The following is a 24070-nucleotide window of genomic DNA, read 5'->3' as shown; positions in this document are numbered from 1 at the left end:
GTAGATAAGTTAACACTTGTCCGTTCAACTATTTCATGCTACATTAACCATAATAAATAAAAATAAAAGAGAGAGAATGAAATAGATCGTGGTTAAGGACAAAAGCATGTAAGTGTCAGACTTAGAATGCTATTAAATGGAGGGACACGGTTTGGAAAATTTATCAGATGAATTACTAATTGAGTCTTATAAAAAAGCGAACGAACTACAGCTTAGCTATGAATTCATCCAACTGATGGAAAATGAAATGAAACGGCGTTCACTGATGGATCACTTATACCCTAATTAAGCTTGAGCATCCTATAGCGAAGTTAAGAAACACAAACTGTGTTTCTTTTTTTATTGATTTATATTATCTAATTTATGTTATATAAGCGCCTCATAAAAAACGAGCCTCATAAAAATTTCATTGTTCATCTATTCATGAAAATACTTCGATTAAAAAATATTTTTTCCGTTTAATTTAAATAGGAAGAATCTCGTCATTTCCCTTTCACCAAGCTTAACAGTGAGCACACAACTCTTGTATTACTACACGATTTTAGATTAAAATATACTATAGATACATAATGCATGACATTCTTTTTATAAAAAGAATTACAAGGGGGATCATCAGTAGATGTTATTTGCAGTCTTTTTACCTGCGATATTGGCCATTTTCATACCTTTTTTAAGTAAATGGAAAGAAAAGATACATACTGGCTATTTTGTATTATTAGCACCTTTAGCTATCTTTATTTACTTTGTTCGCTTCATAGGTAAAGATTTCGACACAGTAATGGAACAATATAGCTGGATTCCATCACTTCAGATTGGTATTGATTTCTATCTGGATGGATTAAGTCTTTTGTTTGTTTTACTAATTAGTGGAATCGGAGCATTAGTTACTTTTTATTCCATTTTTTATTTGCATACCTCAGAAAAATTATCACATTTTTATGTTTATTTACTCCTCTTCATGACAGCCATGCTAGGAGTAGTACTGTCTGATAATGTGTTTGTTCTCTACTCTTTCTGGGAGTTAACCTCTATCTCTTCATTCCTATTAATAGGTTATTGGAATGATAAAGAACGATCTAGGTATGGTGCTTTGAAATCCATGCTCATCACCGTTTTTGGTGGATTAAGTATGCTTGGTGGTTTCATCCTACTATCTATTATTACGAATACAACGAGTATCCAAGCAATGATTGAACAAGCAGATGTTATCCTATCTAGTGATTATTTCGGTTGGATATTAGCACTTGTCTTACTAGGTGCGTTTACGAAATCAGCACAATTTCCGTTCCATATTTGGTTACCAGATGCGATGGAAGCACCGACACCAGTTAGTGCTTATCTACACTCAGCAACAATGGTAAAGGCAGGTATTTTTTTAGTTGCCCGCTTTAGTCCGATTTTCGTCATGAGTGATTGGTTTTTTATCTTCGTTAGCGGTATTGGAGTGCTTACATTAGTATGGGGCTCTTTCATGGCTGTCCGACAAACCGATCTGAAAGGTATTCTTGCATTTTCAACGATTAGTCAGCTTGGAATGATCATGACAATGTTGGGATTTGGTACAAAAGCTGCTATTTTTGCAGCTGTTTTCCATATTTTAAATCATGCTACATTTAAAGGTAGTTTGTTCATGATTGCGGGTATTGTCGATCATGAAACAGGTACAAGAGATATTCGCAAGCTTGGTGGTCTCTTCACCTTAATGCCTATATCCGGTACTCTTGCCTTCTTTGGTACATTTTCAATGGCTGGTGTTCCATTACCGTTTTTGAACGGTTTTTACAGTAAGGAGAAATTCTTCGATTCATCCTTACACCTGAATGAATATACATCGGAATTAGCGAACCTATTAAGTAACGCCATTCCATACTTAGCGGTATTTGGAAGTATATTTACATTTGTTTACTCCATGTATCTTGTGTTTGGAACATTTCTAGGAAAGAAACAGTTTGATCAGCTTCCCAAAAAACCTCATGAAGCACCATTCGGTATGCTAATCTCTCCTATTATTTTAGTATTAGGAATTGTGGTTATCGGGCTAGCACCATTTCTATTCAATGAAACCATTCTAGCACATGCAGCTGAAGCGATTTACGGAGAACCAGTAAAAGCACATATCCAATTCTGGCATGGACTCATTCCAGCATTTTATATGTCTTTAGCCGTTGTTGGCTTTGGTATCGTCTTAACCATCTCAAGAAAAGGATGGCAATCGATTTACCGTTTCATACCTGGAAAGCTAAGCCTAAACAAGGCATATGACTTCATTTTGGCACAGCTAGAAAATAGTTCAGCCAAAATTACGAATACGTACATGAATGGATCGTTAAGAAGATATATGGTGCTTATTCTTTTAACGATTGTTATCTGTTGCTTTACCGCACTTGGTCTAACGAACGGCTTTGCTTGGGATACAAGTAATCTTGCCCCTATTACGGTGCCTGAAATCTTAATCGCACTTGCCATGGCTACCGCTGCGATTGCAACTATATTTACTAATAACAAAATCGCTGCAATCTTAATTTTAGGTGTGGTAGGTTACGGACTTTCGTTGTTATTCGTTGTCTATAAAGCACCAGACCTTGCGCTAACGCAGCTTGTAGTGGAGACCATAACAGTAGCACTATTCCTACTATGCTTCTATCATCTACCTAATTTAACCGAACGCATTGAGTCTAAGGCGGTTAAATCAATGAATGTATTGATCTCGCTTGGTTTTGGAGTTTTGATGACTGTTGTTGCTATTTCAGCACATAATACGAAGCTATTTGACACTATTTCCGAATACTTTATTGAGACCTCCCACGACCTAGGGGGCGGAGATAATGTTGTCAATGTCATTCTTGTAGATATGCGTGGTCTTGATACAATGTTTGAAATAGTTGTGCTTGGTATTGCAGCATTAGCTATCTATGGGCTAGTTAAATTACGAAACAAAAAGGGGGCGGAATAAATGGAGATCATCACATCTATCCTTGCAGGCGTCCTTTTTACCACAGGTATCTATAACCTGCTACAAAAACAGCTTTTACGGATTATTATCGGAACTGCATTGATCTCACATGGAGCTCACCTTTTCATTCTAACGATGGGAGAGCTGAAGCAAGGTGCTCCTCCAATTTTAGAGGAAGGTCTGTCTAATTATACAGATCCTTTACCACAAGCATTAATCTTAACCTCGATCGTTATTAGCTTTGGTGTAACAAGTCTCCTGCTTGTGTTAGCTTATAGAGCTTCTAAAGAAAATGGGACAGATAATATGGATCAATTAAGGGGAAACGAAAATGATTACTAATTTAGCAGTATTGCCAATTGTCATACCATTACTAGCAGCTATTATCGCTAGTTTTTTTCCAAAAAAGTTGCGAGTTGTACGTATTTTTACCCAAGTAATGATGGTAATCAATGTACTCGTAACAGCTGGGGCACTATGGTATGTCCAGCAAAATGGAACAGTTGTTTTAGAGGCTGGGGATTGGATGGCGCCATTTGGTATCGTGCTTGTTGCAGATATGTTATCCATTAGTCTTGTTTTAACAACGAATATTATTGGAGTAGCTTGTGCATTCTATGCTCCGAAATCCTTAAGTCAAAAACAAGAAGAATTTTATTTCTATACTTTTTTCTTCTTGTTAATCACAGGTGTTTCTGGTGCCTTTATAACTGGAGACCTCTTTAACCTATTTGTTTTCTTCGAGGTTCTGTTGATGGCATCTTATGGTTTAATTGTATTAGGTGGAGAAAAAATTCAGCTGCGAGAATCTATCAAATATGTATTGATTAATTTGTTTTCCTCCATGCTTTTTGTAACTACCGTTGCTTTCCTATATTCTGTTGTAGGAACAGTAAATATGGCGCAAATTGCAGAACGGGTTGGAGAGGTGGAACAAAAAGGAATCCTAACAACAATTGGGATGCTTCTATTTTTTGTATTTGCAACGAAAGCGGCCCTTTTTCCACTCTATTATTGGTTACCAAAATCATATATTGTTCCAAATCCAGTTGTTTCCGCACTATTTGGAGCATTATTAACAAAGGTTGGAATTTATTCGATTATTCGCGTATTCACACTTATTTTCGTATATGAGACATCCTTTACCCACGATCTTTTTATCTGGATAGCCGGTTTATCACTTATTTTCGGTGTGATTGGTGCCTTATCAACGAATAATATAAAGCTTATTATTGCTTATAATATTATCCCAGCTATTGGTTTTATATTAATCGGAATTGGCGTGTTCAATGAAACAGGATTTAGTGGCTCAGTGTTCTATTTAGTACATGACATGATCATTAAGGCCGCCTTATTCTTATTAGTTGGGGCCGTGGCCTATTTAGCTGGAACAAGCGACCTTCGTAAAATCCATGGATTTATCCACTATTACCCAGGATTAGGCTGGATGTTTTTTATCGCATGTTTCATTTTAGCTGGTATTCCCCCATTTAGTGGATTTATCGGTAAGCTACTATTACTTAAAGGCGCTTTCGAAGAAGGAGAGATCGCAATTGCCATTATTGGCTTAGGTTCTAGCTTGCTAATCCTATTATCTGTTATGCGTATTTTCATCAGAGGGTTCTGGGGAGAAAAGGATCCAAACATCCGACCAAATCGAAGAGTAGCACGTGGATTTGTGTTTCCTGTTGCATTGCTTTTGTTCTTCAATGTTCTTCTAGGAGTTGGGGCAGAATGGTTCTATCCAAGTATAGAGTCAATTGGAGAATATCTGATGAACCCAGAAATATATATGGATACTGTTCTAAAGGAGTAAACTAATATGCCACTACAAATTTTATTAAATTTGATCATTGCCGTCATGTGGATGTTTTTAAATGAAAGCTACCATTTCGCCTCTTTTTTAACGGGTTTTATCTTTGGTGCATTGCTTTTATTTATTCTAGGTAGATTTATACCAGATGCATTTTACTTACATCGTGTTTGGAAAATCATCAAGCTAGTACTACTATTTTTGAAAGAATTACTTTTAGCTAATTTGGAGATTGTGAAGTGGGTATACCGTCCCGGTAGAAAATATAATCCAGGAATTTTCGCTATGCCAACCGAATTACGAACAGATTGGGAAATTACTATGCTAACATCTCTTATTAGCCTAACTCCAGGAACGCTATCTGTAGATGTTTCCGAAAGTCATGATGTCATTTATATTCATGCGATGGACATCAATGATAAAGAGGAAGCAATTGACGCTATTAAACATACATTTGAGAAAGCGATAATGGAGGTGACAAGATGAAGGAGCTTTCGTTAATTTTAGAAGATGAGGTTATTCCTATTGTTACGATAATTTGTTTAGTTATTATTAGCATATCCATTGCCTTATTATTGTATCGAGTAATTAAAGGACCTACCAATCCAGATCGTGCTGTAGCACTTGATGCAATTGGAATCAACCTAATGGCAATGGTCGGTCTTGTTGCCGTTCTTACTTATACCACTAAATTGAATGATGTTATTTTACTCATAGGTATCCTTCTCTTTATTGGAACGATCGCTTTAGCAAAATTTCTAGAAAAGGGTGTTATCATTGACAGAAAGCATAATTGAGGTCATACTAGCTTGTCTAGTTATTTTGTTACTTATATTCGGTACATTTTTTATTTTTTCTGCAACGATTGGTGTCATTCGCTTTCCTGATATTTTCACAAGACTACATGCTGCTACTAAAGCTTCTACCCTTGGTATTGCAGGGATTTTAATCGGTGCTTTTATCTTTTTATATGCACGACACGATATCGTAAGTGGTAAGCTAATACTTGGTATTATTTTTACCTTGTTGACGGCACCTGTTTCTGCTCATATGATCGGTCGTGCAGCACATATGTCGGAAGTGAAGCCATGGTCAAGAGACGGCATCGTTCGCGATGAATATGAAGAAGCCAAACGAATGGAGAAAAAGTAAGTGGAGAATAGCTTCGGCTTTCTCCTTTTTTACTTTCATTCGAAATATTGGTTCAATATGTTTCGAATGAATTGATTGAGTGTCTCTATATCAATGGATTTCACCTTTTTATCTCTAATGGTATATTTGTTTTTTAGCCCAATGATTCTTCTGACACTCTCATTTATTCTATCCTCTGATATTTCCCCTTTGATTACTGCCTGCTTCAAGGTATCTACAGTGGCAATTATTTTATTATAATCATGTGCAACTAATATAATATCACTTCCCGCCTTTACGGATTCAACCGCTGCTTCTTTCATATCATAATTGTTTGTTATAGCATTCATCGTCATGTCATCACTAATTACCACTCCATCGAATGCAAGCTGTTCCCTTAAAATATCTGTTATAACCTTTTTCGACATGGAAGAAGGAAATTTGCCGTCTATTTTTGGTAATAACAGATGAGCGATCATCACAGCATCAGCACCATTATCTATCGCTTCTTTAAAGGGGAGTAGCTCCAATTCATCTAGCTGCTCAAGTGACTTATTCACTACTGGTAGATTCAAATGAGAATCAACAGAAGTATCCCCATGACCTGGGAAATGCTTAATCACGGAAATGACATTTTGAGATTGAATACCTTTCATTGTTTTTATTCCTAGTTTGCTTACAACATCTGTATCATTGCTAAATGATCTATCCCCAATAACAGGGTTATTTGGATTACTGTTTACATCTAAAACAGGAGCAAAATTAAGATTAAATCCAAATGCATTTAACTCCTTTCCTAAAAGGGTGCCAATTTCATAGGAGAACTGCGAATTATTACGTGCTCCAATTTCTTGATTTGTAGGAATATGTATTATCTCCTTTGGTAATCTTGAAACATCTCCTCCTTCTTGATCAATTCCTAACAGAAGTGGCTGAGGGTTATCCTCATTCTCCATTTTTAGTTGATTCAATAATTGGAGGGTTTGCTTAGATGTTTCTATATTTTCAGCATAAAGAATAATTCCTCCGATTTTATACTTATGAATTAATTCCTTCGTTTTTTGATTAGCTGAAGTACCAGAAATTCCAGCAAAAATCATTTGACCGATTTTTTCATCTAAACTCATTTGATTTATTATTGCCTCATCAGTTATATCATGGTTGTGGCCTAATCCCTTCGAATCATCCGACTCATTATTGTGTGCCGTTCGATCATCATTGATAAAATATATTATAGCAATAGTCAAGAGCACCAATAATATGATGACAAAATATATTCTTGAGTGCATTAGATATCCCTTCCTTTTACATTTAATGGTCTCCAAATTACTTTCCACCTTTAACAAAAAAGCACTGTCGAGCTATATTTTCATATACCCGAAGTGCTTTTGTTTAATGTTTCTATTATTCATTGTATTATTCGAAATGATAAGAAGAACATTTAACATTTGACATATTTCCATTGTGTTTATCGGTTTTCGCTTCCCGATTAAACTGTTTTCTAAATTATATTGAGTCAACAAGCTAGCAACTTCAGAGGTTAGTCGTGGGTTATGTCTACCACCATTCATTGTCCTCCTTTATTTGCTTTACGACCAATTTTATCAAGCTTGTTATTTTTTTGTAAACCATCGAAGGAGATTTATGCTTCTATCTAAACAGTCATTTTATCACAGAGTTTGATCATAAGAAAAATGGGGAAAGAATAACTTCCCCCACTTTTCATGAAAAAATATGATAAATATAATCAGTAGGTACACCTTTCTCGCCCTGCTGATGAAGCATTGCCGTAATATTACCTCGATGATAGGTCCCGTGATTAATCACATGATGAAGAATGTCTGCCATGACGAATTCTGTTTTGCCATAACGAGGATGTTCAGCTTTGATTGTTCCCTCTAAATTTTGATGTAGATTCAAAAACTGATAATAATCTTCAGAAAGCTTGTGATATGCTTTTTCTACCGCAGCGATATCTGCTCCTTCAAGCTGTGACTTCTGCTCATCTATTATCTTTAGGACATCATCATAGTGGACACCTTTTAATGTTAATAAATAAATAATATCTGTAACATATAGATGAACCATAACCTCTGAAATAGTCGAAAAAACGCTAGTAATAGGTTGATGAAAAATAGAATCAGGCAATTGCTTTAAGTGCTCAATAACTTGATGGTTTGCCCACACATGGTAATCGTACATCTTCCTAACTCTGCTTGTTTCCATAAGTAAATCTCCCTTCATCCTTATCGTATTAAATATACTCACTATGACATCAACTATGCTAGTTAATCATTGTTGGACAACCTTTTCAAAATGTTCGACGACTGGAAATGGATCATAAAAATGATGAAGTCTTTCTTTCCATTTCTGATAATCTGGTGATTGTCTAAATCCCACCGTATGGTCCTCAAGTGTATCCCATTCCACGACTAACAGATATTTCCCTTTCTTTTCCATGCATCGATGTAATTGATGTGATCGATACCCTTTCATTGATGAGATAATTTTGGAGGCTTCAAGAAATGCGAGTTCATAATCATTCTCTAAACCTTCTTTCACCTGTAGCATTACTGCTTCTAAAATCATTTTAAACTTCTCCCTTTTATCTAATCTTTTCTAGATGACATGTTCATAAGTAATTAATCACATTTTAGCATAGGTTGATATTACGAGCACAATAGCAATAATTAGGAATACTAAAGCTGGAACAGATTTTCCAAATGTATCTTTTACTCTGCTGTGTGCTAAAAAGGCAAAGAACATCGTTACACCTAACCAAATTCCTCCAATTATAGTCATCCATTCTTCCCAAAAACCTATAATTAAGAATATCACTCCTACCAACTGCACCCACCCAGTAACCAACCTAAACCATTGTGGGAGCTGAAGATTCTTAAAAATCTCAACTTGCATTGGATGACCGAATATTTTCTGAACTCCAAGTACTAAAAACAAACAAATTAAAATGCTCTTTAAAACAATAGAAATAACCAATGTTCTACCTCCTAAGAAAAATTATATCTCTCCAAATTTTTCCGCTGTAGTAATAGAAAGAACAATGCTTACTACTCCCAAAATAGTAAGTACAGCAAGAATAAGATCAAAATTTAGGTTGATCATACTTACAAAATGTGATTGCATGACGACAATTGCACAGATAACAGTTGGAATAGTTGCCCTTTTGCAAATACCAAAATAAAATAGTGGAACAAAACTCATCAAGGTGATGATCAATGAACGAAATACCATTTGGGAAAAGAATGTGAGCAAATCAAAACTAGTCAGATCACCTTGAATAATTGGATGTACCTGGTCAACGATATACGTGGCAATACCTGTTAACATATAGGAAATCATGGTAAGCAGAAACACAAAGAGTCCAATAAATAAAATCTTCGCTGTAAATAGCTTCTTCCGACTGATTGGATATCTGAAAGCTAGTGAAATTGTTTTGTTTTTATATTCATCAATAAAAACTTGATTAATCAAAGAGCCTCCAAATAAGATAAAGCCCATTTGAATGAACATATTCAATTCAATAACTGTCGCATAGTCCTTACCAAAATCAGGACTAACGGCTTCAATAAAATACACAGGTAAAAACATTAAAATTAGTGGATAAATAACCACTTCCCCCACGATAGATTTTTGCTTTAATTTTTTCCACTCCAAACGCATCAAATTAGTCAATATTACCACCTCCATAGATTTGCTGGTAAAAATAGTCTTCTAATGAGCTTGAGTGTTTTTTCATTTCTTCAATACTTACATCATGCATAATCAGTGTTCTTGATATTTCACTTTGTTTATAGGACATATCATATATGCGAATTTTGTGGTCTTCTATAATTTTCATGTTTGAAATATGAAGTTCATTTTCTAATAAAAAAACAGCCCGCTGAACATTAGTTGGCACAAGCTCTATATAATCAGATCTCCCATTTCGAATATCAGCTAACGTTATCTCATTCAATAATTTACCATCATGAATGACACCTACCCGATCCACAACATGCTCTAACTCTCCTAAAATGTGGCTAGAAAGAAGAAATGTCATTCCATATTCTTTATTTAGCATTCGAATTAAATGACGTATGTCTTTTATACCTATAGGATCTAAGCCGTTAGTTGGCTCATCTAAAATGATTAATTCAGGCTTTGTGATAATCGCTCTTGCAATTCCAAGTCGCTGCTTCATTCCCAGTGAAAACTCTTTTATGATTTGATTATCTATTCCTTGTAAATTCACTAAATGCAATGCTTGTTTTATGTCATTTTCATCATAAAAACCTAGATACTCACAATGCAATTTTAAATTCTGGAATGCTGTTAAATGCTCGAAAAAAACTGGATATTCAATGATACTGCCGACTCTTGCTAGGGATAATTTTGATTTCTCTGTAAGTCGTTCATTGAACAGCAAAACCTCTCCAGTTGTTGGTGAAGTCATTCCTGTAAGCATTTTCATAATTGTCGTTTTACCTGCTCCGTTCTTGCCTAGAAAACCGTAAATCTCACCTTTTTTTATGTGAATATTAATATTTGACACAAGGTCCTTCCCTTTTATTTTTTTTGTTAAGTTATTCGTTTGAACAATATAATCCATGAATGAACCTCCTTCGATACTTCTATCATAATAAACAATCTTGTTTTTTTTCTTTCATATTCCTTACAAATTTCTTAAGTGATAAATGGTGCTATCTTAATACTTTTTTAAGTAAGTAAAGAGACTGTAATTCGGGAGGACGACCATGTTTAATAGGTAATTTTTTTAAAAATGCAAGTGAAGATTGTTTTTTCAAAAGGCTTACTATATAAATGGATCTCACCATTCATTGTTTCTACTAAACGTTTCGTAATACTTAATCCAAGGCCACTCCCTTGAAATTCAGGATTCCTTGCATCATCTAGCGTGTAAAGTCTCTCAAAGACTCGATTCAGGTGCACTTCTTCAATACCCTTACCTTTATCCCAGATATCAATTGCAACAGTCTCAAGTTCTTCTCTTATCGTTAGACCTATCACACCCCCATCACTTCCATAACGAATAGCATTCGAAATAAGATTACTGAATATTCGGTTTAATGCACCTTCATTTCCGAGAATATAATGATTTATATTTGGAATATCTACCTCTACACGAAGCCCTTTTGAATGCAATAAATGGTAATACTCTAAAATATTTTTCCTGCAAATTTCATTTATGGATAAACGGCTCATTGGAAGATCCATATCCCCTGACTCTATTTTGACAAGATCAAAAAATTGATTCATCAAATTAATAACACTTAACGTTTTATCATGAAGGCGATGTATTGTTTCATTGTGTTCCTCTTTAGAAATTTTGTCGCTTTTCTTTATTTTCTCAACATAACCTAAAATAACTGTCATGGGAGTTTTTAAATCATGTGACATATTAGATAGCATTTTTCTCAAGCTTTCTTTTGTTCTCTTAAAATCAGCAATTACTCTTTGATTATAACTTAGAAGTCTATTTACTTGTAAAAGTAGATTTCGAACAGTATAATGATTTGTTTGCACTAGTACTTTTTCAGTTGTTTCATTATCTATGATACGAGCTAAATTTTTGTGCAATTCGTTGAGTTCACTTTTTAACTTTTGCCTTGATAAATACTGCCAACCTACCACGATCAATAGTACTGGAATGATTACATATGGTATTATATTCATTTATTACTCTCCTAATTTATAGCCAATTCCCCAAATGGTTTGAATGTATTGAGGTTTAGAAGGATCTTCTTCAATTTTTTCACGAAGTCTACGAATATGAACATTAATGACATTCTCATTACCGTAAAAATCATCTTCCCAAATAAACTGGTAAATTTGTTCTTTTGTAAAGACTCTCGTTTGGTTCGTCATAAATAGCTTTAAAATTTGAAATTCCTTTGAAGTTAGTTGTATATGTTTCCCTTTCACATTTACTGAAAAAGTATCTAAATTGAGTGTAAGTTTGCCAAATTGTATGGAGCCGAAAGTAGTGTCGTTGCTAATGGAAACATATTGTGTAGCTCTTCTAATGGCAGCATTCACTCTTGCAGTTAATTCAAGCATGGAAAAAGGCTTGCTCAAATAATCATCTGCACCAAATCCTAGACCTAACGTTTTATCGATGTCACTTCCTTTAGCTGAAATGATCACCACTGGAACTAAGCTAATTTCTCTCACTTTTTTTAAAAAATCCATCCCATTTAACTTCGGTAGCATGATATCTAGTAAAACTAAATCAATGGCTTCCTTTTCAAAAATTCGAAGTGCTATTTCACCATCGAAGACAGAAAGTACCGAGTAATTTTCTTCTTGTAAGTGACTTGTTATCAGTTCACTAATTTCTTGGTCATCTTCTATTAGCAATATCTTTTTTTGCATAATCACACGTCCAATCATATATGGTAATAACATTATTATACTTTTTAACAGGCTTTTACCAAAGGAATAATTTGATTATTATAACTAATTAGTGATAATTTGCCCTTTTCTACTTTTTAGCGTCCGAAACAATAACACAGGATTACAGTCCACCATAAATCCACTAGCACAATGGACAACATGTCGACATACAATGAAATATGGGCGTATACCTAGTGAGGAGGTGTTAGATTGTCAATCTTGTTCGGTATTATTGCACTTATTAAAGAGGCATTGTTCTTTGTTGCCTATGTTAAAAATAATACCTTTCCACAACCACTTCCACCACAGGAAGAGGCAGAAATGATTGAACGAATGCAACAAGGAGATGATGAGGCACGTAATAAATTAATTGAACATAATCTTCGACTTGTTGCACATATCGTCAAAAAATTTGAAAACACCGGTGAGGACGCTGAGGATTTAATCTCAATCGGTACAATTGGGCTAATTAAAGGAATTGAAAGCTTCTCGAGCGGAAAAGGGACGAAACTAGCTACTTATGCTGCTCGTTGTATCGAAAATGAAATCCTCATGCATTTGCGTGCAATTAAGAAAACCAAAAAAGATGTATCTCTTCATGATCCTATTGGGCAGGATAAAGAAGGAAATGAGATTAGCTTAATGGATATCCTAGAAGCAGAAAATGAAGACATTACCGAAGCGATACAATTGCACATGGAGCTTGAAAAGGTACAAAAATACTTACGTGTATTAGACAGTAGGGAAAAAGAAGTTATAATTGCCAGATTTGGCTTAGGAAATAAAGACGAACTAACACAACGTGAAATTGCGAAAAAGCTCAATATCTCCAGAAGTTATGTCTCTAGAATTGAAAAAAGAGCATTAATGAAAGTATTTCATGAATATTACCGTAATGAATTAAAAAAATAGCAAAGGAAAAAGCAGTAGGATTTCTTTTCCCACTGCTTTTTCCTATTTGTTATGAGCTTTTAATAACATCCATAATTAGATTTGCTGCATTCTCAGCGGCCTTTACTAAAAATGAATCAAAGGAAACAGAAGATTCCTTCCCTGCAATATCAGATAATGCACGAATAATCACAAAAGGTGTTTCATACTGGTAACATACTTGTGCAACAGCTGCAGCTTCCATTTCGGCAGCAATCAGATTAGGAAATTTCTCTCTAACAAAAGACACCTTGTCCTCATCCTGCATAAATGTATCTCCCGTAGAGATAAGACCCTTCATTGCTTGGATTTCTTGAATATTCTTAGCTGCTAGCATGGCTTTTTCCATTAAAATTGGGTCAGATAAAAATCTTTCTGGCATACCTGGTAATTGTCCATATTCATAATCGAATGCTGTAACATCTACATCGTGGTGAACGACCTCAGTGGAAATGACGATATCCCCGACCTCTAAGTCATGATGAAATCCTCCTGCTGACCCAGTATTTATCACATACTCTGGGTGAAACCTTTCAAAAAGAATGGTTGTAGTCATTGCGGCATTGACTTTTCCAATGCCTGATTTTAATAGGACAACCTCTTTTCCCTCCAGCTTACCAATAAAAAAGTGACTATTGGCTATTACGAGATGTTCATCGATTTCCATTTTTGTTTTTAATAATTCTATTTCTTCATCCATTGCTCCAATAATGCCGATCATGATGATCCCTCCCAAAAAGTATCTCTTTGTTATTATTTATGTTTATTCTCTATTAATTGTTCTACTAATGTCGGTTTCCATCCTTCATTTTCGATCCAAGTAAGGTGGACACGATAAGTAGTTTCTTCATCCTTTCTACTTACTGTGTATTCTACCGATTGGTCTCCAGCTCTTCCTACCCACCAAATCGTTTGTTCTTCCGCAGGGATGCCTGTCGCTACTTCGACTGCTTTACTCATTTCCTGACGGTCTACTGAGCCATCATCATAACTTGTCGTATGTGGGCCCTCCTGAACAGTTCCAACGGGATTCCAATTCCCCTCATATGCTTCGGAGACATTTTCATCCTCTGATTCTACGGGGTTTGTTTCTACTTCACCCTCACTATCGGAAGCTTGATCTTCTTGTTGGTTAGGGCTCTCATCCATCTCTTCATTATTTTGATCTTCTGTTCCACTATTATCTTCTTGTTCTTGCTGTTGATCTTGATCTTGTTGCTCTTGTTGTTCGGTTGGTTGATTGTTCTCTTCTTTCTGATCTTTCTCATCATCCCCACCAAAGATGAGCATGAAAATGAGTATGGCGATCAATATAATACCAACAATACTTAGTCCTGTGATTAATTTTGTGTTTTTTCTTTTTTTAACGTATCGATTTTTTCTAGTTTGGCTTTCCCATTCCTCTGACATAGACAAAACCTCCTATTTGCTTATTATACTAGAAGTTTATTTGATACAGCAAATGAATATTATCATGAAAAAATGTAATATTTGTAACGAATTTTTTCTTTTTTTGTCATATGAGCAGGATTTTGTCCATAAATATGGAATATATTATATTAAGAAAGGGTTAGGAGTGTGATTTTGATGAAAACTACAACTTTTAATCGTCAATTATGGGAATTAAATTCCTTTGACTCCATTAGCTATGACAAAGAAAAAAAGTTATTATGTATCTATTTTTTCAATGGTATTACGCTAGAATTTCACTCCATATCAGAAGAAATTATCTTTCAGTTTATTTTAGAAACAAACAAAGAGGGGTTCATTGAAGAAAGACTGAAAACCACCTTCCCTTTTCATGAAGTAACATGTCCATCATCCGTTCATTTAAATATGTAAATGCAGAATATACATAATAGAAATGGATACCCACTTAAAGGGTATCCATTTTATTTATTCTACATTTAAGATTTTCACTTGCATGTCACCAGCTGGTGTAGGTACGGTCAATTCCTCTCCAATAGAATGTCCTAAAAGACTTTTGGCTATTGGTGAATCATTGGATATCTTTCCTTCAAAAGGATCTGCCTCGGCACTTCCGACAATGGTGTAGCTCTCCTCTTCACCATCTGGCAGTTCTTGAAAGGTAACGGTTTTTCCAAGGGAAACTATATCAGGATTATCGGTATCATTTTCAATAATTACAGCATTACGGATCATATTCTCAATTTGTGCGATACGTGATTCAACAAATGCTTGTTCATCCTTAGCCGCATCATATTCCGAATTCTCTGAGAGATCTCCAAATCCTCTTGCAATTTTAATTCTTTCTACAACTTCTTGTCTTCTTTCTGTTTTTAAATATTCCAGTTCTTGTTCTAATTTTACTTTTCCTTCGTCTGTCATATAATAGCTTTTTTCTTCTGGCATGTTCCTACACTCCTTCATTCCAATTACTAACTGATTGATTGTGAGAATATCTCTTTATTTGTATGAAAAATTCATTTATTTATCACCATTTTTTACAGCTCAGAAATTCGTTTGGTATGTAAATGGTGCTATACTTCGAGACATCCTTTTAGCTGGTAGTATCATGTAAATAAAGATTATACCACAAATAAAGATATTTGTGGCATCTTTTGAAGCTAACTGAGAGTTGCTCATCGTGATAAAATATTATACTAACCACTACTATGGCAGATTTCGGATTATTTTTCAATAGTTTTCTATTATTGACGGATCTAAAATTATTTTTTGGCTAAAATCGTCTCTACTTTTGTAGCTAATAAGTCAATCGCAACCATGTTCTGGCCGCCTTCAGGAATAATAATATCTGCATAGCGTTTAGTCGGCTCAATAAACTGCAAGTGTGCAGGCCTTACGGTTTCTAAATATTGATGAATGACGGAATCAATAGAGCGGCCTCTCTCATTAATATCGCGTAATAGACGACGGATAATACGTAAATCCGCATCTGTATCGACAAATACTTTAATATCCATCAAATCGACTAATCTGGGATCATCTAATATTAAAATACCTTCAATTATGATAACATCCTTTGGTTCAACCTTTTCCGTTTCGTCAGACCTTGTGTGAAGCTTATAATCGTAAATTGGTTTATCGATTGGTTGATGATTCACCAGTGCTTGGATATGTTCAATTAGTAGGTCATGATCAAATGCTAATGGATGGTCATAATTTGTTTGTAACCTCTCTTCCAATTCCATATGCGACTGATCTTTATAGTAAAAGTCTTGCTCAATAACAAGAACAGATTGATCGATAAAACGATTTTGAATGGATTTTGTAACAGAGGTTTTTCCGGAGCCGGAGCCCCCTGCAACACCAATAATAACGGGCTTCTTTCTTTCCATGTTGTTTACACTCCTATGTTCCGTTTTGGTACACTTAAGGCCACTCCATCTCCAATAGGTACGATCGTGGTTACGTAATCTGGATGATGGATTAGCCATTGATTATATTGATCAATTTTCTCCGAAAGCTTTTGTAATCTTTTCGAGGCATCTGTACTATCTGCGACAAGTCCACGAAATAGCACATTATCGGTAACAATTAAACCATCCTCTTTAAGCATTGGCTCATATAGTTCAAAAAACTTCTGGTATTGTCCTTTAGCGGCATCAATAAAAAGAAGATCATATGGCGCTCTTTCTTCCACTTCTTGTTGTACTTTTAAAGCATCCCCAAAAATCGGATGGATCTGCTTTTGTTTCTTTAATTTTTCTATGTTTGACAATGCACGCTCAAACATGTTTACATCTCTTTCGACCGTAACAACCTGTATTTCATTTGAGACTTGACTCATTTGTAATGCAGAATAACCAATCGCTGTACCAATCTCTAATATCTTTTTGGCATTTTTTATACGAAGTAGTTGAACTAGAAAATCCATGCTAATTTGGTCCATTATAGGAACATGGTCATTTTGGGCTTCTAATTCCAATATTGTTGTCCATTCTGGCTTGTCCTTTTTTAAGCCTTTTAAATAATCGGTAATGACTGGTTGAATCACTTATAGGCTCCTCCCCGAGCGATATTGTATAGTAGAGTTTGCAATGGAAAAGCAGGGATAATGTTCTCCCCTGCTTCCATCCACGTTTAATCTTGTGAGTGAATATATTTTTCTTCTAGTGTCTGATGTTCCTCATAGGTTGTAGAATAATGTACATTTCCTTCTTGATCTGCCAAGAAATATAAATAATTGGAGTCTTGTGGCTCTAAGACAGCTTGTAGAGAGCTAACACCGAAATTAGCAATAGGACCAATCGGTAAGCCTGTTACTGTATACGTATTATAGGGTGATTCAATCTCGTAGTGATCATACGTTAATCTTGAAATATGTTCACCATGTGCATAAATTACCGTTGGATCTGTTTGGAGTCGCATGCCTTCATCTATTCGATTATAAAAAACTCCAGAAATGAGTCGACGATCCTCATTGTTTGGTGCCTCTTCCTCTACTAATGATGCAAAAGTGAAAATATCGTGCATATTAAATTGCTCCATGCCTTTAATCTGTTCTAGGTAAGGCATAAATACCTCTTTCGTCTTATTCAGCATGCTTGTAACCACTTTTTCAATACTTGGTTTCTCTTCGGCAAACTGATAAGTTGCCGGAAACAAATATCCCTCTAGCGGGTAACGAATATCCTCTTGCAAAATATCTTCTGTCAAAATATCAGGATACTGTTTTATTAGCTCTTGTATATAAGCTTTATCTGACATCTTTTCTAAAAAGGCGTCTTTATCTATCTTTGCTGTTTTTTCATAAGTCTCCGCTATTTCCTCTATGTTACGTCCTTCAGGTATGGTGACACGTACGGCTCCTGCCTGGGTAACAGAACCTGTTTGAAGCTCCTCTGTAACCTCCTCTAATGTCATCGAAGGTGATAATGCATAATCACCAGCTTGAAAGTCAGAGGCATTGTTAAATTTGACATAGAATCGGTAGATTAAGCTATTAGCAATAATCCCATTCTCTTCTAAGATGAAAGCAATATTGGAGGTGCTTGACCCGAGTGGAATCGTAACATTTATCGTTTCCTTATTACTAGGATCAACAGGTGTCAGTCCATTTTTGACATATTTATATCCTAGAAATCCACCTACAATAATGATGAATAATAGTACAAGAAAAATGATCAAGAATATCTTTCTCGCCACACTAGCTTCTTTCCCTCGCTGTTGAGCAATTTCTTTATATGTAGGTTTGTTATTTTTCTTTAGATTGGTTTCATCGGTCTCTTTCCCCATAAGGAATCCCCCTCTCACCCGATATATTATACTACAAAATTCAGCAAAGGAAAACTGAACCTATCGAAATTTGGGAGTATTAGTAAATTTTTAATTCTTTTACTCATTTACACACGTATCTGGTTTACAATAGCTTCAATGGTATTTCCTCTAAAAATTCCATTCGGATACTTTGGACATCAAAATTTTCGCTTCATCGCTTTACTTCCTGCAAAAAAAATTTATACTTTACGTATAAAAAAGCTGGCTAGATGACACTAGCCAGCTTTCATTATTCTTGTAAATCTTCATTTTCTGCAATGGTATTGAGCACTTCTTCTACCATATCCCACTCTTCATCTGATTCAATGTGATAAAGTGCTAAGTCATCGTCATTTTGTTTTTCTTCATAACGAAAGGCAAATACTTCTACCTCTTCATCTTCTTTTTGTTCAGCAGGTACTACTGCTACATAAGATTGTGCGGTTTCATCCACATCAAATGTAAAAAGCACTTCGAATAAATGTTCTTCACCATTTTCGTCAGGAATAATGATACGTTCCTTTTCTTCTAGTGGCACTCAAATGACCTCCTTTTTTACTTACTATCTAAATAACCTTGTAATATCATTACTGCAGCCATTTTGTCGATGACCTTCTTGCGCTTTTTCCGACTAATATCTGCTTCAAGTAGAACTTTTTCCGCCGCCATGGTTGTAAGACGTTCGTCCCATAATATAGCCGGCAGTGAAAAATGGTTTTCGACAAATTTGGCGAACTCTTGTGATGCCTCACCTCGAGGACCAATTGTGCCATTCATGTTTTTGGGTAAACCAATGACAACCTTTTCTACTTCATGATCTTGAATAATTGTAGCTAATTCGCTTTTTACAGACTCGAAAACAGGTTCTTGCCACTGTAGGGTCGTTAAGCCTTGAGCTGTCCAGCCCAAACCATCGCTTATTGCGACTCCTACTGTTTTCGAGCCCACATCTAACCCTAGAATTTTACCCATTATGCTTATTCGAGCTAATATAATATTGGACTAATTCTTCCAATATTTCATCACGCTCAATTCTCCTAATCAAATTTCGTGCATCCTTATGACGGGGAATATATGCTGGATCACCTGATAGTAAATAACCAACAATTTGATTTATTGGATGATAACCTTTTTCCTCTAATGCTTCATGTACTAATAAAAGTACTTCGCTAACATCCTTCTCAACGGGTTCTTCAGCAAAATTAAATTTCATTGTTTTATCCATTCCATCCATGGAAGCACCCCCAAACGATACTAATTTACTCTATTGTGTCCCTATTATACCTTTTATAATAGAAAATTACCAAACTTAGACTTTCTTTTCTGCATATTTTTCTACATATTGTAATGCTTCTTGAATCTTGCTTGGGTCTTTTCCACCAGCTTGTGCCATATCTGGACGGCCGCCACCGCCGCCACCACATATTTTAGCCGTTTCTTTGATTAGATTACCAGCGTGATATTGTTGGACTAAATCTTTGGTCACCCCTGCAGCTAATTGAACCTTATTATTTTGAACAGTTGCTAATAAAATAATCGCAGATTTTAATTTTTGCTTCATATCATCAACCATTTGACGGAGCTGGTTCATATCAGAGACATCCACTTGTTTGGCTAAAACCTTAACTCCATTTATTTCTTTTACATCTTCTAGAATGGAAGATGCTTCAAGTTGAGACAGTTTCTTACTGAGTGAATCCATTTCCTTCGCTTGATCCTTCATTTCTTTAAATAGATGTTCAATCCGTTCAGTAACTTGCTCTTCCTTCGTTTTCAATTTAGAAGCAACTGTTTTTAATAATTGGTGCTTTCCATTAACAAATTGGTAGGCACTTTTGGCAGTTACAGCTTCTATTCTTCTCGTTCCAGCACCTATACCAGATTCTGAAACAATTTTAAATAGGCCAATCTCAGCAGAATTTTGTACATGGCATCCACCACATAATTCGATACTATAGTCACCAATTTGAACAACACGTACGATCTCCCCATATTTTTCACCAAATAATGCCATCGCACCCATCTCTTTTGCTTCCGCTAATTTTTTATTGCTAATCATTACTGGAATGGATGCCCATATTTTTTCATTGACGAGCTGCTCAATTTCTACAATTTCTTCTTCGGTTATAGCGCCAAAGTGGGAAAAGTCAAAGCGAAGACGATTACTAGTGACTAGAGAGCCCGCTTGATTAACATGTGTTCCTAATACATCCTTTAATGCTTGGTGCAATAAATGGGTTGCCGTATGGTTCTTTATAATAAACTGACGTGATGATTCATCTACACGAGCCGTTACTTGTTCATTCGTAGAAACGGTCCCTTTTTTCACTAGAATCCGATGAAGATTTTGTCCATTCGGTGCTTTTTGGACATCCAGTACTTCAGCCTCTCCATTTTTGCTAAAGATCAAACCTTTATCTGCTATTTGTCCACCACTTTCTGCATAAAATGGCGTCTCTGCTAGGATTAAATAAGCTTCTTGACCATCCTGAATAGAAGAAACGGTTTCTTTTTCTGCCACGATCGCTGAAACAGTCGTATCAATTCGTAATTGGTCATATCCAATGAACGTACTATTCGCATCTATGCTAGCTAGGACACCATCTTGAATCTGCATTGAATCAACCTTTTGTCTAGCATTTCGAGCTCTGTCGCGTTGTTTTTCCATCTCTTTTTCAAAACCTTCTTCATCTATTGTAAACCCAGCTTCAGCGACATATTCCTCTGTTAATTCTTTTGGAAAGCCATAGGTATCATATAATCGGAAAACTTCTTCCCCTGGAAATATACTACTATTCTCTTCTTTTTCACGTTTAACAATGGTATTTAAAATCTGTAAACCTTCTTGTAAGGTTTCATGGAATCTTTCTTCCTCTGTTTGAACAACATTTTGAATAAAGGCTTCCTTTGCCTTCACCTCTGGATAGAATGCTTCCATTATTGTTGCTACAGTTGGTACAAGTTTGAACATAAAAGGCTTTTCAATTCCAATTTGTTTCGCATACCGTACTGCACGACGTAATAACCGTCTTAGTACATATCCTCTACCTTCATTAGAAGGAAGTGCACCATCACTCACGGCAAAAGTGACTGTTCTAATATGGTCTGCAATCACTTTAAAGGCAACATCTGATTCAGCTTTTGTCTGATATTTTGTGTTTGCCATTTTTTCAGTAGCTTGTATAATCGGTAAGAATAAATCTGTTTCAAAATTTGTTCTTGTTCCTTGAATAACACTTACTAAACGTTCAAGTCCCATACCGGTATCAATGTTTTTCTTCGGAAGAGGTGTGTAGCTATCATCTGGGTTATGGTTAAATTGAGAAAAAACAAGGTTCCAAATTTCTAGATAGCGCTCATTTTCTCCACCAGGGTATAGCTCAGGATCACTCGGATCATTGCCATATTCCTCCCCACGATCATAAAAAATCTCCGTATTTGGTCCACTTGGTCCTTCCCCAATATCCCAAAAGTTCTCTTCAATTCGTATAATTCGTTCTTCTGGTAAACCGATCTTATCCCGCCAAAGCTTGTAAGCTTCTTCATCCTCGGGGTGGACTGTAACCGATAGCTTTTCACTATCAAATCCAATCCATTTGTCTCCTGTTAAGAACTCCCACGCAAAATCAATCGCTTCCTCTTTAAAATAATCACCAATGGAAAAATTACCAAGCATTTCAAAAAAGGTGTGATGTCTCGCTGTATAACCGACGTTTGTAATATCATTTGTTCTAATTGATTTTTGTGCATTTGTAATTCTAGGATTTTCTGGGATAACACGTCCATCAAAGTATTTTTTCAATGTAGCTACACCACTGTTAATCCATAGTAGTGTTGGGTCATCCTTTGGTACTAATGAGGCACTTGGTTCTATTTCATGACCCTTTTCTTTAAAGAAATCCAAAAACATTTTACGAACCTGTGCAGATGATAATTGTTTCATTTTATTATACCTCCGTTTTATAGTAAAAAAACTCCCATCCCTGCTATAAAGCAAAGGGACGAGAGTTTCCGCGGTACCACCCTAATTATAGCTTTATTCCAAAGCTATCATCTTTCGATCCGTAACGTGGATACCACCGGCAGTGATTAAACTGCACTTCAAACTAGCTTCAGTAACCAGTGCATTAGAATTTCTTCCAGCCAAGGAAATTCCTCTCTAGAAATGTTAGCTACCTACTCATGTTTTTCATCGTTTTACCGTTATATGACTTCGCTAGGATATTATATTGAAAAAATGGCTATCTGTCAATTTGTTTCATCTGTCGGTAAATAAGCGGGACCGCCACTCTCCCGATTGCTAATAAAGGAACGGCTAGGATCATTCCAATCACTCCTCCCACTTTTGCTGCAATAAATAATGCAAGAATGATATAAATAGGATGGATGCGAATACTTTTACCAACAATAAAAGGAGAAAGCAGATTCCCTTCTGTAAGCTGAACAGCTAAAATGACAAGCAATACGAATAACACCATTTTAGTCGAAATCGTAAAGGCGATTAAAAGTGCAGGAATGGCACCAATAATTGGACCAAAATATGGAATGAAGTTGGTTAAACCAATAATAACCCCGAGTAGGATGGAATATTCCATTCCAATCCATTTTAATAATAAGTAGGCAATAAAGCCGACTAAGAAGCAAACTAAAATTTGCCCTCGAATATATTGACCTAAACTCTCTTCCATTTCATTTGCTAATCTTTTTGTAAAGGCATGATATCTAGTAGGTATTAGCTTGAGTACCCCTTTTTCCAAACGGCTGTAATCCTTTAAAAAATAAAAAGACAAAATGGGGATTACGGCAATCATGACAAACACATCAAAAACCATTGGAATATTATCCATTATCGCTGTGAAGATATTGCCAAGCCTATTCTCTATGTTAAGAAAAAATTCATCTAATTTATCATGAAAGCCTTCTGGCAAAAATGATGTTTGATCATAAATACTATATAAAAAGGTCTGATAGGACTCGATTAATTGTGGAATGTTCAGTCTGAACTCATTTAATTGTCTTACGATCGTCGGAAAATAGAAATAGATTCCTAGACCAGCTATTAGAAAAAAGAATAAATAAATTAGTAATATAGCGATTGTTCGTGGAATATTGTATTGATGAATCTTCTCTACAACTGGGTGCAATAAATATGCTATCAAACCCGCTATGAGAAAAGGTAGGATAATTTGAAAAAACATGAGCAATAAGCTTTTATAAAATGGGAATAAAATGATTAATAGATAGAAAAAGAGTACGGCAAGGCAAAGGATGATTAACTGAAGCGCAATGCGAACCTTTTTTGCTTGATTCTTCATCATCATTACCTCTCTACTCTTCTTTCCTCATCGGAAAAAAGGTCATCTAAAGAGCTTAAGGAACCATCCATTTCTACTTCGTGAAGGTGAAGGAGATCATTTTGTATTGATAGCTCTATATAACAATTCCAGCAATAATACTGGTTAGTCCCAATAATTCCAATATCCTTGCTTCTGCAGTTTGGGCAAATCACCAAAGTTCCCTCATTTCTTACGTTTTTACCATACATCCTTTCCATAATAAGGATTTTTATACACATCATAAGGATGGAT

At 35.5% G+C, this 24070-nt stretch carries 30 protein-coding genes and 1 other annotated feature; of the genes, 9 read left to right on the top strand and 21 right to left on the bottom strand.

Going from position 1 to position 24070, the window contains the following annotated elements; genetic code table 11:
• Positions 1–151: 151 nt before the first annotated feature.
• The 7 genes from sda (at position 152) to mnhG (ending at position 5918) form a co-directional block, all read left to right on the top strand.
• On the top strand, positions 152–289 hold the full coding sequence (sda, locus tag ACZ5N5_RS14245; protein ID WP_109984103.1) for a sporulation histidine kinase inhibitor Sda: 138 nt from the start codon (positions 152–154) through the stop codon (positions 287–289).
• Positions 290–619: 330 nt separating this feature from the next.
• Complete coding sequence (locus tag ACZ5N5_RS14240; RefSeq protein ID WP_277678437.1) at positions 620–2953, top strand: Na+/H+ antiporter subunit A; 2334 nt, start codon at positions 620–622, stop codon at positions 2951–2953.
• Positions 2954–3295 (top strand): Na(+)/H(+) antiporter subunit C, encoded by a 342-nt coding sequence (locus ACZ5N5_RS14235; protein WP_054787772.1) that lies wholly within the window; start codon positions 2954–2956, stop codon positions 3293–3295.
• The gene (locus ACZ5N5_RS14230; RefSeq protein WP_109984591.1) at positions 3288–4769 is read left to right on the top strand and encodes a Na+/H+ antiporter subunit D; all 1482 of its coding nucleotides are present in this window, start codon (positions 3288–3290) and stop codon (positions 4767–4769) included. Before ACZ5N5_RS14235 ends, ACZ5N5_RS14230 begins: the two co-directional genes overlap by 8 nt.
• 6 nt (positions 4770–4775) lie before the next feature.
• Entirely contained in the window at positions 4776–5252 is a 477-nt protein-coding gene (locus ACZ5N5_RS14225; RefSeq protein ID WP_109984101.1) for a Na+/H+ antiporter subunit E, read from the top strand.
• Positions 5249–5563, top strand: a complete 315-nt coding sequence (locus ACZ5N5_RS14220) for a Na(+)/H(+) antiporter subunit F1 (RefSeq protein WP_054787773.1) — start codon at positions 5249–5251, stop codon at positions 5561–5563. Before ACZ5N5_RS14225 ends, ACZ5N5_RS14220 begins: the two co-directional genes overlap by 4 nt.
• Positions 5544–5918, top strand: a complete 375-nt coding sequence (gene mnhG / locus ACZ5N5_RS14215; protein ID WP_464372680.1) for a monovalent cation/H(+) antiporter subunit G — start codon at positions 5544–5546, stop codon at positions 5916–5918. Before ACZ5N5_RS14220 ends, mnhG begins: the two co-directional genes overlap by 20 nt.
• Positions 5919–5953: 35 nt before the next feature.
• Here the strand turns inward: mnhG and nagZ are convergent, their stop codons facing one another.
• From nagZ to ACZ5N5_RS14170, 9 genes are all read right to left on the bottom strand, one after another.
• Positions 5954–7186, bottom strand: coding sequence for a beta-N-acetylhexosaminidase (nagZ, locus tag ACZ5N5_RS14210; protein ID WP_464372679.1), 1233 nt, complete (start codon positions 7184–7186; stop codon positions 5954–5956).
• Between the two features lie 72 nt (positions 7187–7258).
• Positions 7259–7468 carry a hypothetical protein gene (locus tag ACZ5N5_RS14205; RefSeq protein WP_054787777.1) on the bottom strand — a complete coding sequence of 70 codons (210 nt, stop codon included), beginning with the start codon at positions 7466–7468 and terminating at the stop codon, positions 7259–7261.
• A gap of 151 nt (positions 7469–7619) precedes the next feature.
• Positions 7620–8123: a DinB family protein gene (locus ACZ5N5_RS14200; protein ID WP_054859206.1), complete on the bottom strand. Its 504-nt coding sequence runs from the start codon at positions 8121–8123 to the stop codon at positions 7620–7622.
• A 66-nt stretch (positions 8124–8189) separates the two neighbouring features.
• On the bottom strand, positions 8190–8486 hold the full coding sequence (locus ACZ5N5_RS14195) for an antibiotic biosynthesis monooxygenase (protein WP_054787778.1): 297 nt from the start codon (positions 8484–8486) through the stop codon (positions 8190–8192).
• Between the two features lie 57 nt (positions 8487–8543).
• Entirely contained in the window at positions 8544–8894 is a 351-nt protein-coding gene (locus tag ACZ5N5_RS14190; protein WP_054787779.1) for a DoxX family protein, read from the bottom strand.
• 21 nt (positions 8895–8915) lie between these two features.
• A complete protein-coding gene (locus tag ACZ5N5_RS14185; protein ID WP_464373785.1) occupies positions 8916–9599 on the bottom strand; it encodes an ABC transporter permease in 684 nt (227 codons plus the stop codon).
• On the bottom strand, positions 9583–10506 hold the full coding sequence (locus ACZ5N5_RS14180) for an ATP-binding cassette domain-containing protein (protein WP_054859205.1): 924 nt from the start codon (positions 10504–10506) through the stop codon (positions 9583–9585). The genes ACZ5N5_RS14185 and ACZ5N5_RS14180 overlap by 17 nt, the downstream gene beginning before the upstream one ends.
• Before the next feature lie 149 nt (positions 10507–10655).
• Positions 10656–11591, bottom strand: a complete 936-nt coding sequence (locus ACZ5N5_RS14175; RefSeq protein WP_464372678.1) for a sensor histidine kinase — start codon at positions 11589–11591, stop codon at positions 10656–10658.
• A gap of 3 nt (positions 11592–11594) precedes the next feature.
• Positions 11595–12290, bottom strand: coding sequence for a response regulator transcription factor (locus ACZ5N5_RS14170; protein WP_109984590.1), 696 nt, complete (start codon positions 12288–12290; stop codon positions 11595–11597).
• A 231-nt stretch (positions 12291–12521) separates the two neighbouring features.
• On the opposite strand from ACZ5N5_RS14170, the gene sigK reads away from it, so the two are divergent.
• Positions 12522–13223, top strand: coding sequence for an RNA polymerase sporulation sigma factor SigK (gene sigK / locus ACZ5N5_RS14165; RefSeq protein WP_054859204.1), 702 nt, complete (start codon positions 12522–12524; stop codon positions 13221–13223).
• 49 nt (positions 13224–13272) lie between these two features.
• Here sigK and mtnN read toward each other — a convergent pair whose 3' ends face one another.
• Positions 13273–13965 carry a 5'-methylthioadenosine/S-adenosylhomocysteine nucleosidase gene (mtnN, locus tag ACZ5N5_RS14160; RefSeq protein ID WP_109984589.1) on the bottom strand — a complete coding sequence of 231 codons (693 nt, stop codon included), beginning with the start codon at positions 13963–13965 and terminating at the stop codon, positions 13273–13275.
• 29 nt (positions 13966–13994) lie between these two features.
• Positions 13995–14651: a YrrS family protein gene (locus ACZ5N5_RS14155; RefSeq protein WP_464368090.1), complete on the bottom strand. Its 657-nt coding sequence runs from the start codon at positions 14649–14651 to the stop codon at positions 13995–13997.
• Positions 14652–14828: 177 nt separating this feature from the next.
• On the opposite strand from ACZ5N5_RS14155, the gene ACZ5N5_RS14150 reads away from it, so the two are divergent.
• The gene (locus ACZ5N5_RS14150) at positions 14829–15083 is read left to right on the top strand and encodes a hypothetical protein (protein ID WP_245902300.1); all 255 of its coding nucleotides are present in this window, start codon (positions 14829–14831) and stop codon (positions 15081–15083) included.
• A gap of 54 nt (positions 15084–15137) precedes the next feature.
• Here ACZ5N5_RS14150 and greA read toward each other — a convergent pair whose 3' ends face one another.
• From greA to ACZ5N5_RS14100, 10 genes are all read right to left on the bottom strand, one after another.
• On the bottom strand, positions 15138–15614 hold the full coding sequence (gene greA / locus ACZ5N5_RS14145) for a transcription elongation factor GreA (protein ID WP_054859198.1): 477 nt from the start codon (positions 15612–15614) through the stop codon (positions 15138–15140).
• Positions 15615–15931: 317 nt separating this feature from the next.
• Positions 15932–16561: a uridine kinase gene (udk, locus tag ACZ5N5_RS14140; RefSeq protein ID WP_054859197.1), complete on the bottom strand. Its 630-nt coding sequence runs from the start codon at positions 16559–16561 to the stop codon at positions 15932–15934.
• Positions 16562–16566: 5 nt separating this feature from the next.
• Positions 16567–17220 (bottom strand): O-methyltransferase, encoded by a 654-nt coding sequence (locus tag ACZ5N5_RS14135; protein WP_054859196.1) that lies wholly within the window; start codon positions 17218–17220, stop codon positions 16567–16569.
• Positions 17221–17306: 86 nt separating this feature from the next.
• On the bottom strand, positions 17307–18461 hold the full coding sequence (mltG, locus tag ACZ5N5_RS14130; RefSeq protein WP_464372677.1) for an endolytic transglycosylase MltG: 1155 nt from the start codon (positions 18459–18461) through the stop codon (positions 17307–17309).
• Between the two features lie 271 nt (positions 18462–18732).
• Positions 18733–19020 carry a DUF1292 domain-containing protein gene (locus tag ACZ5N5_RS14125; RefSeq protein ID WP_054859195.1) on the bottom strand — a complete coding sequence of 96 codons (288 nt, stop codon included), beginning with the start codon at positions 19018–19020 and terminating at the stop codon, positions 18733–18735.
• 17 nt (positions 19021–19037) lie between these two features.
• Positions 19038–19454 carry a Holliday junction resolvase RuvX gene (gene ruvX, locus ACZ5N5_RS14120; protein ID WP_054787785.1) on the bottom strand — a complete coding sequence of 139 codons (417 nt, stop codon included), beginning with the start codon at positions 19452–19454 and terminating at the stop codon, positions 19038–19040.
• Positions 19447–19716 (bottom strand): IreB family regulatory phosphoprotein, encoded by a 270-nt coding sequence (locus ACZ5N5_RS14115; protein WP_054787786.1) that lies wholly within the window; start codon positions 19714–19716, stop codon positions 19447–19449. Before ACZ5N5_RS14115 ends, ruvX begins: the two co-directional genes overlap by 8 nt.
• A gap of 75 nt (positions 19717–19791) precedes the next feature.
• Positions 19792–22425: an alanine--tRNA ligase gene (gene alaS, locus ACZ5N5_RS14110; RefSeq protein WP_464372676.1), complete on the bottom strand. Its 2634-nt coding sequence runs from the start codon at positions 22423–22425 to the stop codon at positions 19792–19794.
• Between the two features lie 51 nt (positions 22426–22476).
• Positions 22477–22684 (bottom strand) — a binding site (T-box leader).
• 39 nt (positions 22685–22723) lie between these two features.
• Positions 22724–23797: an AI-2E family transporter gene (locus ACZ5N5_RS14105; protein WP_277679317.1), complete on the bottom strand. Its 1074-nt coding sequence runs from the start codon at positions 23795–23797 to the stop codon at positions 22724–22726.
• Positions 23798–23802: 5 nt separating this feature from the next.
• Positions 23803–24027, bottom strand: a complete 225-nt coding sequence (locus tag ACZ5N5_RS14100) for a hypothetical protein (RefSeq protein ID WP_245902316.1) — start codon at positions 24025–24027, stop codon at positions 23803–23805.
• Between the last annotated feature and the right edge of the window lie 43 nt (positions 24028–24070).

This window comes from Gracilibacillus sp. JCM 18966, assembly GCF_055392695.1.
This window is presented reverse-complemented; position numbering and strand designations above follow the sequence as displayed.